The 14837-nt window shown below is 67.2% G+C and carries 14 protein-coding genes; 9 read left to right on the top strand and 5 right to left on the bottom strand.

Going from position 1 to position 14837, the window contains the following annotated elements; genetic code table 11:
• Positions 1-54 precede the first annotated feature (54 nt).
• On the bottom strand, positions 55-1101 hold the full coding sequence (purM, locus tag PNO31109_RS17240; protein WP_150556690.1) for a phosphoribosylformylglycinamidine cyclo-ligase: 1047 nt from the start codon (positions 1099-1101) through the stop codon (positions 55-57).
• A gap of 147 nt (positions 1102-1248) precedes the next feature.
• Between purM and hda the strand changes: the two genes are divergently transcribed.
• Genes hda through panB form a run of 6 tightly spaced genes read left to right on the top strand, consistent with a single transcriptional unit; the run spans position 1249 to position 6228 of the window.
• A complete protein-coding gene (gene hda / locus PNO31109_RS17235; RefSeq protein WP_150556767.1) occupies positions 1249-1959 on the top strand; it encodes a DnaA regulatory inactivator Hda in 711 nt (236 codons plus the stop codon).
• Between the two features lie 30 nt (positions 1960-1989).
• Positions 1990-2670: a histidinol-phosphatase gene (locus tag PNO31109_RS17230; protein ID WP_150556689.1), complete on the top strand. Its 681-nt coding sequence runs from the start codon at positions 1990-1992 to the stop codon at positions 2668-2670.
• Entirely contained in the window at positions 2667-4193 is a 1527-nt protein-coding gene (gene pcnB, locus PNO31109_RS17225; protein ID WP_150556688.1) for a polynucleotide adenylyltransferase PcnB, read from the top strand. Before PNO31109_RS17230 ends, pcnB begins: the two co-directional genes overlap by 4 nt.
• Positions 4190-4702, top strand: a complete 513-nt coding sequence (gene folK / locus PNO31109_RS17220; protein ID WP_150556687.1) for a 2-amino-4-hydroxy-6-hydroxymethyldihydropteridine diphosphokinase — start codon at positions 4190-4192, stop codon at positions 4700-4702. Before pcnB ends, folK begins: the two co-directional genes overlap by 4 nt.
• Positions 4699-5355 carry a deoxynucleoside kinase gene (locus tag PNO31109_RS17215; protein ID WP_150556686.1) on the top strand — a complete coding sequence of 219 codons (657 nt, stop codon included), beginning with the start codon at positions 4699-4701 and terminating at the stop codon, positions 5353-5355. Before folK ends, PNO31109_RS17215 begins: the two co-directional genes overlap by 4 nt.
• Positions 5356-5409: 54 nt before the next feature.
• On the top strand, positions 5410-6228 hold the full coding sequence (panB, locus tag PNO31109_RS17210; RefSeq protein WP_150556685.1) for a 3-methyl-2-oxobutanoate hydroxymethyltransferase: 819 nt from the start codon (positions 5410-5412) through the stop codon (positions 6226-6228).
• Between the two features lie 61 nt (positions 6229-6289).
• On the opposite strand, the gene PNO31109_RS17205 is transcribed toward panB, so the two are convergent.
• Positions 6290-7666: a sensor histidine kinase gene (locus tag PNO31109_RS17205; protein WP_150556684.1), complete on the bottom strand. Its 1377-nt coding sequence runs from the start codon at positions 7664-7666 to the stop codon at positions 6290-6292.
• Complete coding sequence (locus PNO31109_RS17200) at positions 7663-8325, bottom strand: response regulator transcription factor (RefSeq protein ID WP_150556683.1); 663 nt, start codon at positions 8323-8325, stop codon at positions 7663-7665. The genes PNO31109_RS17205 and PNO31109_RS17200 overlap by 4 nt, the downstream gene beginning before the upstream one ends.
• A 275-nt stretch (positions 8326-8600) precedes the next feature.
• Here PNO31109_RS17200 and PNO31109_RS17195 point away from each other — a divergent pair, with 275 nt between their 5' ends.
• The 3 genes from PNO31109_RS17195 to PNO31109_RS17185 all read left to right on the top strand — a co-directional run bounded on the left by PNO31109_RS17195 (position 8601) and on the right by PNO31109_RS17185 (position 11462).
• Complete coding sequence (locus PNO31109_RS17195) at positions 8601-9401, top strand: ABC transporter ATP-binding protein (RefSeq protein WP_150556682.1); 801 nt, start codon at positions 8601-8603, stop codon at positions 9399-9401.
• A gap of 10 nt (positions 9402-9411) precedes the next feature.
• The gene (locus tag PNO31109_RS17190) at positions 9412-10323 is read left to right on the top strand and encodes an ABC transporter permease (protein ID WP_150556681.1); all 912 of its coding nucleotides are present in this window, start codon (positions 9412-9414) and stop codon (positions 10321-10323) included.
• A gap of 110 nt (positions 10324-10433) precedes the next feature.
• The gene (locus PNO31109_RS17185; RefSeq protein WP_150556680.1) at positions 10434-11462 is read left to right on the top strand and encodes an ABC transporter substrate-binding protein; all 1029 of its coding nucleotides are present in this window, start codon (positions 10434-10436) and stop codon (positions 11460-11462) included.
• Between the two features lie 151 nt (positions 11463-11613).
• Here PNO31109_RS17185 and PNO31109_RS17180 read toward each other — a convergent pair whose 3' ends face one another.
• Positions 11614-13602, bottom strand: coding sequence for a chorismate-binding protein (locus tag PNO31109_RS17180; protein ID WP_150556679.1), 1989 nt, complete (start codon positions 13600-13602; stop codon positions 11614-11616).
• Between the two features lie 3 nt (positions 13603-13605).
• Positions 13606-14748, bottom strand: a complete 1143-nt coding sequence (dnaJ, locus tag PNO31109_RS17175; protein WP_150556678.1) for a molecular chaperone DnaJ — start codon at positions 14746-14748, stop codon at positions 13606-13608.
• Between the last annotated feature and the right edge of the window lie 89 nt (positions 14749-14837).

The raw sequence follows: 14837 nt of genomic DNA, 5'->3' as shown, positions 1-14837 counted from the left end.
CTGCAAATGTTGCAGAGGCCGCCCAGCCGGCCGGTGCCTCGATGTCGCGTTACGTCAGGAGACGATCGTCTGCGCTTCGCCTTCCTTGCGCTCGCGGATCGTGCCCAGGCGGTAGACCGTCTCGCCCGAGGCTTCGAGGTGCCTGAGCGCCGCGTCGGCGTCCGCCGCCGAGACGATCACCGCCATGCCGATACCGCAGTTGAACACGCGGTGCATTTCGGCGTCGGCCACCTTGCCGTGCTCCTGAAGCCATTGGAACAGCGGCGGCAACGTCCAGGCGTCCTTCTTGATGTCGGCCGTCAGATGGTCCTGCAGCACGCGCGGGATGTTCTCGACGATACCGCCGCCGGTAATGTGCGCCATGCCCTTGACGGTGAGCGTCTGCATCAACGCCAGCAGCGGCTTGACATAGATGCGCGTGGGCGCCATGAGCACGTCGCGCAGCGGCCGGCCGTGAAAGTCGGCGTCCAGGTCCGGTCGGGCCACTTCGATGATCTTGCGAACGAGCGAGTAGCCGTTCGAGTGCGCGCCCGACGAAGCCAGGCCCAGCACCACGTCGCCCGGCACGATGGTCGTGCCGTCGATGATCTTGCTCTTTTCGACCGCGCCGACCGCGAAGCCGGCCAGATCGTACTCGCCGTCCGGATACATGCTCGGCATTTCGGCCGTCTCGCCGCCGATCAGCGCGCAGCCGGCCAGCTCGCAGCCGTGCGCGATGCCCTTGACCACGGTCGCCGCGGTGGCCACGTCGAGCTTGCCGCAGGCGAAGTAATCCAGGAAGAACAGCGGCTCGGCGCCCTGCACCAGAATGTCGTTCACGCTCATGGCGACCAGATCCTGGCCGACCGTGTCGTGCTTGTTCAGCGTGAAGGCGAGCTTGAGCTTGGTGCCCACGCCGTCGGTCCCCGAAACGAGCACCGGCTCCTTGTAGCGCTTGGGCACTTCGAACAGTGCGCCAAAGCCGCCGATGCCCCCCAGCACGCCGTCGCGCAGGGTTTTCTTGGCAAACGGCTTGATCGCTTCGACCAGCGCGTCGCCCGCTTCGATGTCGACGCCAGCGTCGCGATAGGAAAGGCCGGAGGTTTCGTTAGGGTGTGACATGACGGGAATGCATCAAGGTTCGGTAAAATGCGATTTTACCCGATGCGCGTGCCCTTTCGGCGCGCAACCCGGATATCGGACGCCAACCACGGCTGGCGTGCCCTGCAAACCGTACTGTGCCGGCGTCTGCGCCGGCTTTCTTCGTTCGTGATCCAGCAACTGTATCTCGACCTCGGCACCCCGCCGCCCGCCACGTTCGACAATTTCATTGTCGGGCCGAATCGCGAGGCGGCGCAGACGCTCGCCGGCCTTCCCGCCGATCTGTCGGCAGGCACGGCGCGCGACCGCGGCATCTACCTGTGGGGTGCCGTGGGGTCCGGGCGCACCCATCTGATGGAAGCCCTGTGCCATGCCGTCGGCCCGAGCGCGCGCTACCTGAGGGCGCGCAGCCCGCTGGCCGCCTTCACGTTCGACGACGCGAGTACGGTCTATTGCGTGGACGACTGCGACGATCTCTCGCCCACGCAGCAGATCGCCGCCTTCAACCTGTTCAACGAAACCCGCGCCCGTCCTCATTGCGCCTTCGTGGCCGCAGGCTCGCAGCCGCCGGTGGATATGCCGCTGCGCGAAGACCTGCGCACCCGCCTCGGTTGGGGGCTCGTTTTTCACATCGTGGGACTCGACGACGCGGGCAAGAAGCAGGCGCTGCAGAACGCGGCGCGCGAGCGCGGCCTGCAGCTCGCCGCGGACGTGCCCGCCTATCTGCTTACGCATTTCCAGCGCGACATGTCGAGCCTCATGGCGTTGCTCGACCGCCTGGACCGCTTTTCCATGGAGCAGAAGCGCGCGGTGACCCTGCCGTTGCTGCGCCAGATGCTCACCCACACCGATTCCGCCTCCCCCGACGGCAAGCACTGACTGTTGTTCGCTTCAGGTAAAATTCGCGCAATGACCAATTTAGCTCTCTTCGATCTCGACCACACCCTGCTGCCGACCGACAGCGACAAGGAGTGGGGCCGTTTCCTCGTGCGCCAGGGCGCGGTCGAGCGTGACTCGTACGCGCAGGCCAACGAGGCCTTCTACCAGGACTACCGTGCAGGCCGGCTCGACATGCCGGCCTATCTGCGTTTCTGCCTGGCGCCGCTTGCGCGTTACCCGCGCGACCAGCTCGACGCCTGGCATGCGCAGTACATGGAGGAGTCGATCCTGCCGCACGTGCGCCCCGAAGCGCTCGAGCTGATCGACATGCATCGCAAGGCGGGCGACCTGTGCGCCATCGTGACGGCGACCAATACGTTCGTGACGCGCCCGATCGCCAAGGCCTTCGGCATCGAGCACCTGATCGGCACTGAGCCGGCGACGGCCGGCGAAGGCCCGAACGCCCGCTACACCGGCGAATACGTTGGCACGCCGAGCTTTCGCGAGGGCAAGATCACTCGCACCGAAGCCTGGCTCGCGAGCCTCGGCAAGACGTGGAGCGACTTCAACCACGCATTTTTCTACAGCGACTCCGCCAACGACGTCCCCCTGATGGAGAAGGTCAACCATCCGGTGGCCACCAATCCCGATGAGACGCTGCGGGCAATCGCGCTGGCGCGTCGCTGGCCCATTCTCGAGTTGTTCCAGTGATCCGCAAACTCATCAAGAAGCTGCTGGGCAAGGACGGCCAGACCGATAACGGCGGCGCGGGCAGCCCACCCCCGAGCGGCATGCCGGTCGTGATTCCCGCCTCCGTGCACGGCATCGACCCGACGCTGCTCTCGAAGAACGCCGTGCGCGTGACCGACACGCTGCAGCAAGCCGGCTTCAAGGCCTTCATCGTCGGCGGCGCCGTGCGCGATCTGCTGCTGGGCATCGCCCCGAAGGATTTCGACGTCGCCACCAGCGCCACGCCCGAGCAGGTCCAGCGGCTGTTCCGCCGCGCGCGCATCATCGGCCGGCGCTTTCAGATCGTGCATGTGCAGTTCGGGCAGGAGATCATCGAGACCTCCACGTTCCGGGCGTTGGTCGACGCCGTGGACAGCGAGCAGATCGGTGCGCGTCGTCCGAAAAAGGGCGAGCTCGACCGCAAGACGCACGTGACCGACGAATCGGGCCGCGTGCTGCGCGACAACGTCTGGGGCGAGCAGAACGAAGACGCCGCGCGGCGCGACTTCACCGTCAACGCCATGTATTACGACCCGGCCACGCAGACGGTGCACGACTATCACCACGGCTGGGAAGACATTCAGAAACGCGTGCTGCGCATGATCGGTGACCCGGCCACGCGCTATCGCGAAGATCCCGTGCGCATGCTGCGCGTGGTGCGTTTCGCGGCCAAGCTCGGGTTCAAGATCGACGAGGCCACGGCCGCGCCGATCCCGCAGCTCGCGCCGCTCATCGACAACGTGCCCGCGGCGCGTCTGTTCGACGAAATGCTCAAGCTGCTGCTCTCGGGCCATGCCTGGGCGTGCGTGCAGCAACTGCGCGCGCAAGGCCTGCACCATGGGCTGCTGCCGCTGCTCGACGTCGTGCTCGAGCAGCCGCTGGGCGAGAAGTTCGTCACGCTCGCGCTCGCCAACACCGACGCCCGCATTCGTGCGGGCAAGCCGGTCTCGCCCGGCTTCCTGTTTGCCGCACTGCTCTGGCATCTCGTGCTCGAGAAGTGGCAGGCCTACCAGAGCGCGGGCGAATACCCGATTCCGGCGCTGCACCTCGCCATGGACGACGTGCTCGACGCGCAGACCGGCAAGCTCGCGATCCAGCGTCGCTTCGTTGCCGACATGAAGGAAATCTGGGGACTGCAGGTGCGCCTCGACAAACGCGCGGGCCGCACGCCGCTGCGTTTGCTCGAACATCCGCGCCTGCGCGCCGGCTACGACTTCCTGCTGCTGCGCTGCGAGTCGGGCGAAGTGCCGGCCGAAGCGGGCCAGTGGTGGACCGACTTCCTCGAAGGCGATGCGGCCGCGCGCGACGCCCTGCTCGCGCAGGGCAGCGGTGCCGGCGGCGGTACGCCGGCGGCGAAGCGCCGCCGGCGTCGCCGCAAGCCATCGGGCGGGGGCGGCGGCCAGGGTGGCGCGGGCGGCGCGGGCGGCGCGGGTGAGAACGGTGTCAGCGAGAATCATGGCAAGCGGGTATCATCGCCACAGCATGGTTCCGAAGGTGCTTCATGACTGTTGCCTATATCGGGCTCGGCGCCAACCTCGGCGACGCCCGCCAAGCGATCAAGGACGCCATCGTCTGTCTGGCGCAGCAAATCGGCGTCACCATCATTGGCAAGTCCGACCTTTATCGCACCGCACCCATCGACTCGAGCGGTGACGACTATCTCAACTGCGCCGTCGCCGTCGAGACGAGTCTCACCGCGCGTCAGTTGCTCACGCTGTGCCTGAAGATCGAGCTGCATTTCGGGCGCGAGCGGCCGTACAAGAACGCGCCGCGCACGCTCGACCTCGACCTGCTGCTCTACGGCGACGAGCGCATCGCCGAACCTGACCTGATCGTGCCGCATCCGCGCATGGCCTCACGCGCCTTCGTGCTGCGCCCGCTGGCCGATCTCGCCCCCGAACTCGACATCCCCGGTGTTGGCCGCGTGAGCGCGCTGCTGCCGCAAGTCGCGGATCAGCGCATCGAACGCGTCGCGCAGTGCTGCTGCCCGACCAAGCGCGCCTACGTCTCATGAGGTCGCCCGTCCTGGGGCGTTTCCGTTATCTGGCCGTCGAAGGCCCGATCGGCGTGGGCAAGACGTCGCTCGCCCGCCGGCTGGCCGAAGCCGCCGGCGCCGACGTGATGCTCGAGCAGCCCGCGCTCAACCCCTTCCTCGAACGCTTCTATCGAGACAGTGCGCGCTATGCACTCGCAGCACAACTGACGTTCTGCCTGGAGCGCGTGGACGAAGCGCTCGAGATCGCGCGACGCGAGATCGACGGCAAACCGGTCTTCACCGATTTTCTGCCCGAGAAGGACGGTCTGTTCGCACGGCTCACGTTGGCCGACGACGAGCTCGAGCTGTATCGCAAGCTCGTCGCACACATCGAGCGGCCCAATCGCGCCCCCGATCTCGTGATTCATCTTCAGGCGAGCCCCGAGACGCTGTTCTCGCGCATCCAGAAGCGCGCGATCCCGATGGAGCAGCAGATTTCCGACACGTATCTGCGTGCGCTGTGCGACATCTACGGTGAATTCTTCTATCATTACGCCGCTGCGCCGGTATTGACCGTCGACACGGAACAATTCGATCCGGCGCACAACGACAGCGACTTCGCCCTGCTGGTCGAGCGCATCGACCAGATGCGCGGGCGCAAGGAAGTCTTCGTCAAGGGCGCACGCCCCTGATCGTCTCCGGGCCCGCCCCAGCACGCGGGTGAAACCTCCTGAACCGAGGCTGACATGAGTTATCTGCAGGAATCCAACCGCAAGGCCGTGACCGTTCCCGGTCTTGCCCAGATGCGCGAGCGCGGCGAGAAGATCGTCATGCTCACCGCCTATGACGCGAGCTTCGCCGCACTGCTCGACCGCGTGGGCGTCGATGCCATTCTCATCGGCGACTCGCTCGGCAACGTGATTCAGGGCCAGGGCACGACGCTGCCCGTCACGCTGCGCGATATCTGCTATCACACCGAATGCGTCGCGCGCGCGACCAGCAAGGCGCTGGTGCTCGCCGATCTGCCGTTCGGCACGTATGGCACGAAGGAGCAGGCGTATCAGAGCGCGGTGGCCGTGATGCAGGCCGGCGCGCAGATGGTCAAGATCGAAGGCGGCGCATGGCTTGCCGAGACGGTGCGTTTTCTCGTCGAGCGCAGCATTCCGGTGTGCGCGCACCTGGGCCTCACGCCGCAATCCGTGCACGCGTTCGGCGGCTTCAAGGTGCAGGCGCGTGAAGACGCGGCGCAGGTGCAATTGCTCGACGATGCGCGCGCCTTGCAGGCGGCCGGTGCGCAGCTCGTAGTGCTCGAAGCGATTCCGGCGGCCCTCGCCTCGCGCGTGACGCCCGAGCTGCCGACGATGCCGACCATCGGCATCGGCGCCGGCCCGGACTGCGACGGCCAGGTGCTCGTGCTGCACGACATGCTCGGCGTGTTCCCCGGCAAGTCGCCGAAGTTCTCGAAGAACTTCATGGAAGGCCAGCCCAGCATCGCGGCCGCGATCGAAGCCTACGTGCAAGCGGTCAAGCACGGCACGTTCCCGTCGCCGGAGCACTGCTTCTGAGCGCGCGTCGGCAGCGCGCCGACGATGAACGGAAGCGGCTCACGCACGAGCCGCTTTTTTTTTATGATTCGCCCGGCGCCACAGGCAGCGTCAGCACAACGGCGAAGCCTTCGCCTTCGGCGCGCTCGAAGGCCATCTGGGCGCCGTGCGCCTGCATCACCTCCGCCACCATGGCGAGCCCGAGACTCGCGCCTTCCCGGCCATCGGCGCGCGGCGCGAACGGCGTGCGCACGCGCTGCCATTCCGACGCCGGAATGCCCGGACCGTCGTCGAAGAAGCGCACGCGCCATTGCCCGTCCACGCGCGTCACGTCGACGTGCAGGCGGTGCGGCGCGCCATACGCCAGCGCATTGACCAGCACGTTCTTGACCGCTTCACGCAGGCTCAGCGCGTCGCCGACGACCCGGCAGGGCCCGTCCGGCACATGCAGCGCAACGTCGATGTCGCGCCTCGCATACGAGAACGTTTCGCGCATGGCCTCGGACAGCAGTTCGCCCAGGTCGACCGGCACGCGCGCCACGCTGTCCGCGCGGTGCTGCACCATCGCGTGATTGATCAGTTGATGGATCAACCCACCGAGCCCGCGCGCCTGCTTCTGGATGCGCGCGATATGCTGCTGGCGCTGCGCCTCGTCCTGCGTTTGCGTGAGCATCTCGGCCTGCGCCGTAAGCGCCGTCACCGGCGTGCGCAACTGATGCGCGGCGTCGCCGATCACGCGCCGCATGAGCGCGCGCGACATGGCGAGCCGCCGCATGAAGTCGTTGATCGCGCCGACGAGCGCCAGTGTCTCCGCGGGTGCCGTCACCGCGAGCGGTACGAGGTCGCTGGAGTCGCGCGTCCGGATCGCCGCCTCGATCTGCTTGAGCGGCGCAAGCGCCTGGCGCAGCGTCCACAGCGCGGCGAGCAGGGTCAGGACGCCCGTCGCGATGGTGATGAGCAGCGTGTTGTCCGCCAGCCCGCGCGTGAAACGCACCCGCGCGTTCTGGGTATGCGCCAGCGCCACCACGGCCCACGGATGCGGGGCGCTCACCGGCATGCGGCGCCCGACGATCGCGATGCGGATCGGCATCTCCTGATACGTGCCATCGACGACGATGGGCCCGTCGTCGAGCTTGTCCCACGGAATCGGCGGACGGAACTCGGAATCTCCCGCCACGGAGCGGCCATTCGGATCGAGCACCGTGTAGAAAATCTGATCGCCCGGCGCGAGCGCGGAGAACGCGGCGAGCGGCACGTCGACGTTGACTTCGCCGTTCTGGTACCACGTGTTCTCGGCGACCTGCAGCGCGCTGCCGAGCAGCCAGCGGTCGTAGGCGCGGTCGACGGCCGCGCGCGTGGAAAACCAGATGCCCAGCATCACCGCCACCGCCGCAAACGCCAGCACGGCGCCCATGCGGATGACGAGCCGCAAATAGAGCGAGCGGCCCGGAACGATCATGACAGCACGAGCTGATAGCCCAGTCCGCGCAGCGTGCGAATCTGGAACTGCGCCGCAGCGAGCTTCCTGCGCAGACGCGCGACGTATTGCTCGATGGCGTTCGCGTTGGGTGCGGGCTCGTCGCCGTACAGGCGGTCCATGAGTTCGTCCTTGCCGAAGATGCGTCCCGGGCGCGCCGCGAGGATTTCGAGCAGCGTCACTTCGCGGCGCGTGAGCTCGACCGGCCGACCGTCGACTTCGACGCCGCGGCTCTTGCGATCGAGCGTGAGGTTCGCGCACGCGAGCCGGTTCGTCGCGTCCTGCCCCGTGCGACGCATGAGGGCGCGCACGCGCGCTTCGAGTTCGCGAAAGTCGAACGGCTTGGTGAGGTAGTCGTCGGCGCCGAGATCGAGCGCGCGCACCCGCTCTTCGATTTCGGCACACGCGGTGAGCATGAGCACGCGCGTGGACAGGCCGCGCTCGCGCACGCGTCGCAACAGCTCGAAGCCGTCGACATGCGGCAGCATCACGTCGAGGATCAACAGGTCGTAGTCGTCGCCGATGCGCGACGCCGCCACCGCGCCGTCGGTCTCGCAATCGAGCGCATGGCCGAGCTTGCGCAACTGCGTGGCAATCGCTTCGGCGACATCGGCGGTGTCCTCCACCAGCATGATGCGCATGGTCCTGTGTCTCCTTCTGTGCAAGCTGGCGCGCCGGCCGCTGCGTTGCCGTGCGCTCTCGCGCGCGTTGCGATTTCCTGCGCCGTGGCCCGCGAGGCGGCCGGTCCCTTGCGCGGGCCCGCCGGCGTTCTGCGGGCATTGTCTGGGAAATCCCCGGCGGCGGCCTCGGTGTTTGCCCTGAATCGGGCAGCCGCGGGCCCGCGATGTCAGCTTCGCTACAGCTTGGCTGCTTAGTATCGGAGCCGATTATAAGAGTATCCCTCAGGAGACAAACCATGCAGATCGCCCCCCCGACGGGCGCGCCCGGCCCCGCGGCGGCCGCCGTGCCCCCGCTGCTGGAAATCGACCGCGTCACGCTGCAGTACAAGACCGACGACTACCTCGTCACCGCCGCCCAGCAAGTCAGTTTCAATGTCTATCCGGGCGATCGCTTCGTGCTGCTCGGGCCCTCCGGCTGCGGCAAGTCCACCCTGCTCAAGGCCATCGGCGGCTATCTGCCGCCGGTGCACGGCGAAATTCGCCTCAAGGGCCGCACCATCACCGAGCCCGGCCCCGATCGCATGATGGTGTTCCAGGAATTCGACCAACTGCTGCCTTGGAAGACGGTGCGCCAGAACGTGGAGTTCGCGCTTACCGCGAGCGGCCGCCTGAAAGGGCGTGACGCCGCCGAGCGCGCCGCGCATTACATCGAGAAGGTCGGCCTCGCGAAGTTCATCGACAGCTATCCGCACACGTTGTCGGGCGGCATGAAGCAGCGCGTGTCGATCGCGCGCGGCATGGCGATGGAGCCGGACGTCCTGCTCATGGACGAGCCGTTCGCCGCGCTCGACGCCCTCACGCGCCGCAAGATGCAGGACGAACTGCTGCGCCTGTGGGACGACACGCGCTTCACGGTGCTGTTCGTCACGCACGGCATCGACGAGGCCATTCGCATCGGCACCCGCATCTTGCTGCTCTCACCGCATCCGGGTCAGGTCAAGGCCGAGCTCAATAGCATCGCCCCCGACCAATTGGGCACGGCGCACCAGAGCGCGCTCGAGTCGCGCATCGATCAACTGCTGTTCACCGCGCATTGAGGACACGACCATGAACGCCATTGCCCCGGAATATCCCGCGCCGGCCGAACAAACGCCGCGCATCGAACCGGTCCATCGTCCGGAATTCGTGCTCGAGCCCGTGCCGGCGGAGCTCTCCTCGGTCCAGCGCCCGCTCTCCGCCTTCGAAACGCTCTATCGCCTGAGCTGGCTGCGCAAGACCGTCATCCTGTGCGTGCTGGCCGTCATCTGGGAAATCTACGGCCGCTGGCTCGACAACGCCCTGCTCTTTCCCAGTTTCTCCGATACGGTCGCCGCATTCGCGAGCGGCCTGACGAGCGGCGTGCTGCTGCTGCGCGCCGCGATCTCGCTCAAGACGCTGCTCGTCGGCTACGGCACGGGGATCGCGCTCGCCGCGGTGCTCACCACCGTGGCCATCAGCTCGAAGATCGGCAACGACCTGCTCGAGACGCTCACCGCCATGTTCAACCCGCTGCCGGCCATCGCGCTCTTGCCGCTCGCGCTGATCTGGTTCGGGCTGGGCAACGGCAGCGTGATCTTCGTGCTCGTGCACTCGGTGCTGTGGGCGGTGGCGCTCAACACCCACAGCGGCTTTCGCGGCGTATCGAAGACGCTGCGCATGGTCGGGCAGAACTATGGCCTCAAGCGCTTCGCGCTCGTGCGGCACGTGCTCGTCCCGGCCGCGTTCCCGAGCATTCTCACCGGTCTGAAGGTCGGCTGGGCCTTCGCCTGGCGCACGCTGATCGCGGCCGAGCTCGTGTTCGGCGTGTCGTCCGGCTCGGGCGGGCTGGGCTGGTACATCTTCGAGAACCGCAACTCGCTGGAGACGGCCAACGTGTTCGCCGGGCTGTTCTTCGTGATTCTGATCGGGCTGGCGGTGGAGAACCTGCTGTTTGCGCGCATCGAGAGGCGCACGCTGCACCGCTGGGGCATGCAGCACTGACGGCACCGCGATCGGCGCGGGGCTGCGATGCGATGCCGCGACGCAGTGCCGCGAGATTGACGCCCCTTCGGGGCCATGAATAATTCCAACTATCCGGAGACGACAACCTCATGAATCGACGCCATTTCACCCGTTGGGCGAGCACCCTCGCGCTGGCCGCGGCCACCACGCTATCGACGCTCGGCAGCGTAGCACACGCCGAAGCGAGCACCGTGCGCCTGTCGCACGGCTACGGCATCCTGTACCTGCCGCTGATGGTCATGCGCGACCAGCATCTCGTCGAGAAGCATGCGAAGGCGTTAGGGCTGGGCGACGTGAAGACGACGTGGACCATTCTCGACGGCGGCAACGTCATCAACGACGCCATGCTCGCCGGCAACCTCGATGTCGCCGGCACCGGCGCGCCCGGCTTCGTCACGCTGTGGTCGAAGGCGCACGGCATTCCGCGCTCGGAAGTCATCGGCCTGTCGGCGCTCTCGACCGGCCCGCTGTGGCTCAACACGAACAACCCGAACATCAGGTCGCTCAAGGACTTCACGCCGAAGGACAAGATCGCGATTCCGGGCATCAAGACGTCGCTGTCGGCCGTACTGCTGCAAATGGCCGTGGCGAAGACCTTCGGCATTGAAAACTACGCGAAACTCGATCCGCAGACGGTCAGCCTGAGCCATCCGGAAGCGGTGAGCGCCCTGCTCTCGGGCAAGACCGAGATCACGGCGCACTTCACGTCGCCGCCGTTCTCGTATCAGGAACTCAAGGATCCGCGCATCAGGCGCGTGCTCAATTCGACCGACGTGCTGGGCAACATCACCATCGACGTGGTGTTCGCGCCAAAGCAGTTCACTGTGCAGAACCCCAAACTCGTGCAGGCGATCCTGGACGCGCAGGAGGAAGCGGCCGCCTACATCGCGAAGGACAAGGTCGGCGCGGCGAAAACCTTCCTGCGCGTGTCGAAGATGAACCTGCCGCAAGCCGAGATCGAGCAGATGCTCGCCGACCCGGGCCTGCAGTTCACCACGACGCCCAACGGGCTGATGCAGTACGTGGAGTTCATGGGACGCGCGGGCACGATCAAGACGCGCCCGGCCAGGTGGAGCGAGCTGTTCGTGCCGCAGATGGCAGCGCGTCAGGGCAGTTGACGTATCGGCGCGAGGCCGGCGCGCGGGGATGGGCATCCGCGACGGGGGTACGGTGGTGGGCGACGACTGGCGACGACTGGCGACGACTGGCGACGACTGGCGGCGAGGGCGACGGCGGGCGACGGGGCGACCGCACCTCGCGTTGGCCGCGTCACACGGCTGAGGCCGTCACCAGTCTTGCAGGCAGTGCGCCGCGCAGCGCGTTGCACACGACGATCGCCGTCGCGGCGAGCAGGTCCTCGCGCGTAATCACGCCTTCGGTGGCCGCCCACGTCGGATCGTCGAGCATCACGCCGCGCATCACACCCGGCAGCACGCCGCACGAGAGCGGTGGCGTCACCCACCGGCCGTCGCGCTTGACGAACACATTCGAGCGCCCGCCTTCGGTCAACTCTCCCCGCTCGTTGAAGAACAGCGTGTCGAACGCACCGTGCGCTTCGGCGGCGCGCCACGCCGCGTCGTAACGCGAGCGCACGGTCGTCTTGTGACGCACAAAAAGATCGTTCGCGCGCGTGGCGGCGGAGGCGTCGGCGAGCCGCACCTTCACCGGACCGGCCGGCAGTGGCGTGAGCGGTGCGTGCGTGATCGCCACCGTGCCGCCGTGCGAGAGCGCGAGACGCACGCGATGCGGCATGTCGCCGGTGGTCAACGTCGCGACGACGGCATCGAGCTGCGCGCGCAACGCCGCCGCATCGAAGCGGAAGCCGAAATACGCGGCCGATGCGCCCAGCCGCGCCAGATGTCGCTCGATGTACGCGACGCCGCCCTCGCGCGACGCCCGCATCGTCTCGAACAGTTCGAAGCCCGGATCGAGTGCGCTCAAAAAGCGCGCCTTGAGGCGACACTCCTCGCGCTCCTCGTCCGCCTTGCTGTCGAGTACGATGCCCGCGCCCACGCCGAGCCTGCCGCGGCGTATGCCATCGGCGGCCGGTGCGTCGAGCTCGAGCGTGCGGATCGCGACCGACAGACAAAAATCGCCGAGCGCGTGCGGATCGTCGCCACGCGCGTCGAACCAGCCGATGGCGCCGGTGTAGAGCCCGCGCGGCGACGACTCCAGCTCGCCGATCAACTGCATCGTGCGGTGCTTCGGCGCGCCGGTGATGGAGCCGCAGGGGAACAACGCGCGCAGCACGTCGGCAAACGTCACCGTGGACGGCAGCGTGGCCGTCACGGTCGAGGTCATCTGCAAAACACTGGCGAATCGCGTGACCTCGAAGCGCTTCGGCACGCTGACGGTGCCCGGTGTCGCAAGACGGCCGAGATCGTTGCGCAGCAGATCGACGATCATCAGGTTCTCGGCGCGGTTCTTCTCGTCGGCCGCGAGCGCGGCGCTGCGTTCGGCGTCCACGGCCGCGTCGCCACTGGCCGGGGCCGTGCCCTTCATCGGCCGCGCTTCGATGTGCCCGGCCGAGTGGCGCAGGAACAGTTCTGGCGACAGCGAGACAATCGCGCGGCCCGCGCCGCCCTGCGCGCCCGGTAGCACGACGAGCGCGCCATACGGTACCGGCTGGCGTGCGCGCAGGCGGCGATACAGCGCCACGGGCGAGCCGAAGGCGTCGAAATGCAGGCGGTAGGTGTAGTTGACTTGATAGCACTCGCCTTGCGAGAGCCATGCATGGATGCGGGCGATCGCGTCGTCGAACGCCTCGTCGCTCACGTCGCTGCGCAGCGCGGCCACGCCCGCAACGCCGGGAGGGGTAGTGGGGGGGCCGGCGGGGGTGGCGGGGGTGGCAAGAAAGCCGTCGATGGCGGCCTGACCGGCCGGGACGGCCGGCACGGGCGCGCAGGCGGCGTCCCCGTCCGGCTGCGCGGCCTCCTGGGCCGCCAGCCACGCTTGCGTTTGCATCGCATCGAGACGCTGCAAGTCACGAAAGAGCAAGGCGCGGAACTCGCCCGGCGCGCGGCGCGTCGCCATCGTGTGCACGCCACCCAGGCGAACGCCGAATTCATAGTCGGCCAGCAGCACGGCATACAGGCCGCGGCGCGTGGCGTCTTCCATCTCGCGAAGCGCGTCCGAAAGCACAGCGGGCTCGGCGCAAGTCACCTCGCGCACGAGCCCGGTATACAGACGCGCCCCGCCGGCCGGGTCGGCACTGTCGTCCAACAGCGCGAACGCGGCCACGGGCGCTTCACTTGGCATGACTTACTCGAAGAACTGCTTCACACGGTCGAACCAGCCCTTCGTCTGCGGGCTGTGGCGCGCGCCGCCCGCCTTGAGCGAGGCGTCGAAGTCGCGCAGCATCTGCTTTTGCTTGTCGTCGAGCTTGACCGGCGTCTCCACCTGCACGTGCACGTACAGATCGCCCGGATAACTCGAGCGCAGTCCCTTGATGCCCTTGCCGCGCAGGCGGAACGTCTTGCCCGTCTGCGTGCCTTCGGGCACTTCGAAGGTCGCCTTGCCATGCAGCGTCGGTGCGTCGATGTCGCCGCCCAGGGCCGCCGTGGCGAACGAGATCGGCATCTGGCAATGCAGGTCGTCGCCGTCGCGCTCGAACACGTTGTGCGGCTTGATGTGGATTTCCACATACAGGTCGCCCGCCGGCCCGCCGTTCACGCCCGGTTCGCCGTTGCCGGACGAACGGATGCGCATGCCGTCTTCGATACCCGCCGGGATCTTGATCTCCAGCGTCTTGGTCTTCTTGATCTTGCCCGAGCCGTGGCAGTTGGTGCAGGGCTCGGGAATGTACGAACCGGTGCCGTGGCACTTCGGGCAAGTCTGCTGGATGCTGAAGAAGCCCTGCGACATGCGCACCGAGCCCGAACCGTTACAGGTCGGGCAGGTCTCGGGCTTGGTGCCCGGCTTCGCGCCGTTGCCGTGGCAGACTTCGCACTCTTCCCAGCTCGGCACGCGAATCTGCGTGTCGAAGCCGTTCGCGGCCTGCTCGAGCGTGATCTCCATGTTGTAGCGCAGATCCGCGCCGCGATACACCTGCGGGCCGCCGCGCGCACCACGTCCACCCGGGCCGCCCTGACCGAAGATGTCGCCGAAGATGTCGCCGAATGCGTCGGCAAAGCCGCCAAAGCCCTGAGCGCCCGCCCCCCCGAAGCCGCCCATGTTCGGATCGACGCCGGCGTGGCCGTACTGGTCGTAGGCCGCGCGCTTCTCCGGCTCGGAGAGCATCTCATAGGCCTCTTTGACTTCCTTGAACTTCTCTTCGGCGCTCTTGCTGTCCGGATTGCGGTCCGGATGGTACTTCATCGCCAGCTTGCGATACGCCTTCTTGATTTCGTCGTCGGTGGCGTTCTTGGCGACGCCAAGGACTTCGTAGTAATCACGTTTGGCCATAAGTCTTTCCAATGTTGGCGCATGTCGCCATCAGGCAAAAAGCCGGGTCGAGATTCCCTTCGCAGAGAACTTCGATACCCGGCCCACAC

The organism is Pandoraea nosoerga (assembly GCF_902459585.1).
Taxonomy (GTDB): domain Bacteria; phylum Pseudomonadota; class Gammaproteobacteria; order Burkholderiales; family Burkholderiaceae; genus Pandoraea; species Pandoraea nosoerga.
Note: the sequence above shows the minus strand (reverse complement) of the source record. Positions and strands in the feature narration are given on the sequence as shown.

Excerpts from the sequence above, each read along its gene's own strand:
- PNO31109_RS17185 (WP_150556680.1), top strand. The coding sequence starts at position 10,434 with ATGAATCGACGCCATTTCACCCGTTGGGCGAGCACCCTCGCGCTGGCC.
- panB (WP_150556685.1), top strand. The coding sequence starts at position 5,410 with ATGAGTTATCTGCAGGAATCCAACCGCAAGGCCGTGACCGTTCCCGGT.
- PNO31109_RS17205 (WP_150556684.1), bottom strand. The coding sequence starts at position 7,666 with ATGATCGTTCCGGGCCGCTCGCTCTATTTGCGGCTCGTCATCCGCATG.
- PNO31109_RS17200 (WP_150556683.1), bottom strand. The coding sequence starts at position 8,325 with ATGCGCATCATGCTGGTGGAGGACACCGCCGATGTCGCCGAAGCGATT.
- PNO31109_RS17215 (WP_150556686.1), top strand. The coding sequence starts at position 4,699 with ATGAGGTCGCCCGTCCTGGGGCGTTTCCGTTATCTGGCCGTCGAAGGC.
- PNO31109_RS17190 (WP_150556681.1), top strand. The coding sequence starts at position 9,412 with ATGAACGCCATTGCCCCGGAATATCCCGCGCCGGCCGAACAAACGCCG.
- PNO31109_RS17180 (WP_150556679.1), bottom strand. The coding sequence starts at position 13,602 with ATGCCAAGTGAAGCGCCCGTGGCCGCGTTCGCGCTGTTGGACGACAGT.
- purM (WP_150556690.1), bottom strand. The coding sequence starts at position 1,101 with ATGTCACACCCTAACGAAACCTCCGGCCTTTCCTATCGCGACGCTGGC.
- PNO31109_RS17230 (WP_150556689.1), top strand. The coding sequence starts at position 1,990 with ATGACCAATTTAGCTCTCTTCGATCTCGACCACACCCTGCTGCCGACC.
- folK (WP_150556687.1), top strand. The coding sequence starts at position 4,190 with ATGACTGTTGCCTATATCGGGCTCGGCGCCAACCTCGGCGACGCCCGC.
- dnaJ (WP_150556678.1), bottom strand. The coding sequence starts at position 14,748 with ATGGCCAAACGTGATTACTACGAAGTCCTTGGCGTCGCCAAGAACGCC.
- PNO31109_RS17195 (WP_150556682.1), top strand. The coding sequence starts at position 8,601 with ATGCAGATCGCCCCCCCGACGGGCGCGCCCGGCCCCGCGGCGGCCGCC.